General features: G+C 46.8%; 1 protein-coding gene and 1 pseudogene. Both read left to right on the top strand.

The window, feature by feature from the left end:
• Window positions 1–358: 358 nt before the first annotated feature.
• A complete protein-coding gene (locus I8752_RS36705) occupies window positions 359–646 on the top strand; it encodes a hypothetical protein (RefSeq protein ID WP_214437045.1) in 288 nt (95 codons plus the stop codon).
• Window positions 622–1,027, top strand: a pseudogene (locus tag I8752_RS36700) (IS110 family transposase); the annotation flags it as partial. The gene I8752_RS36705 and the pseudogene I8752_RS36700, both read left to right, overlap by 25 nt.

Genomic DNA, 1,027 nt, shown 5'->3' with positions numbered 1-1,027 from the left:
GTTTAACTACTTCAACCTGAACATGTAAAAAATATCACAACACATGTTTGACTACAATCATCCAGACGAAATTATTGATGAGGACATCTTTAAGTTTGACGATCTGCCCCCCTATGACGATTGCTACAACTGCATGGGCAGGGGGTACTTACAACACGGTGGAGCCTTTGAGTGTCCTACTTGCGGTGGAAGCGGACTATTGTCAGCAAAGTGGCCAAAATCTAATTTTGACTCGGACGATCCAGATGCTCCACCTTTCTAAATTGAAATGCGATCGCGCCTAAGGAAACATTTGTACTATGCCGAGTGGTGCGATCGCAATTGCTCAAAATCCACAGCCACGTAGATTTCAGCGATTATGCAAATCATATCAGTTCCCACCGTGTACACATGTAAAACACCGACAGCCGGCTGGGTCAACTTGGCCCAAATGCGGCAAGTCATGGATGACGAAGACGAGAAAGTAATTATTGTGTATTGGCTTAACGGCGACACTTCAGTTTTCTCTGGAGAAAACGCCGATGCTATCCTCTCTGCCTTGAAGGAAGCACAACAGCGTTGCGAGTGTGAAAATTCCCAGAAAAGGCACACAGTCAAACTGAGAGTACCAAACTGGGTAATGTGCCGCCGCTGTGGGGATGGTTAGCGCAGCGCGAATTAGAAGTACACCCAGCAAGTTATAAATCATTGACTAGGCAATACCAACAATCCGCAGCAGTACAATTTGGATTTTCCATAGATCCATTCGTGCGGCTGCACGCCGATTGGCTGTGCGATATCGCCTTGGAGGAGCAACGACTTGAGGCTGTTCTCAAGTCGTTGGTCAACGACGATCAGTTTGCTAAGTACAACCAAGTTTTTGATTTATTCAAATTTGGGCTGAGGATTCGCGCACGCCTCTTGAGTCGCATTTACCCGTTTGAGGCCTTCTTAGTCGATGGCAGACCGCTGATTGAGCGAGAAGTGAGGGAGGTGAAGAAGAAGGAAGTCACTCGCGAAAATGGTAAAGCTGTGGTGAAGTTTCTCC

Source organism: Dendronalium phyllosphericum CENA369, assembly GCF_016056275.1.
GTDB classification, from domain to species: Bacteria; Cyanobacteriota; Cyanobacteriia; order Cyanobacteriales; family Nostocaceae; genus Dendronalium; species Dendronalium phyllosphericum.
The sequence above is the reverse complement of the archived record's forward strand: the minus strand, read 5'-3'. Positions and strand labels throughout refer to the sequence as shown.

Bases quoted from the DNA above. Each gene is read 5' to 3' on its own strand.
- I8752_RS36705 (WP_214437045.1), top strand. From the start codon at position 359: ATGCAAATCATATCAGTTCCCACCGTGTACACATGTAAAACACCGACA.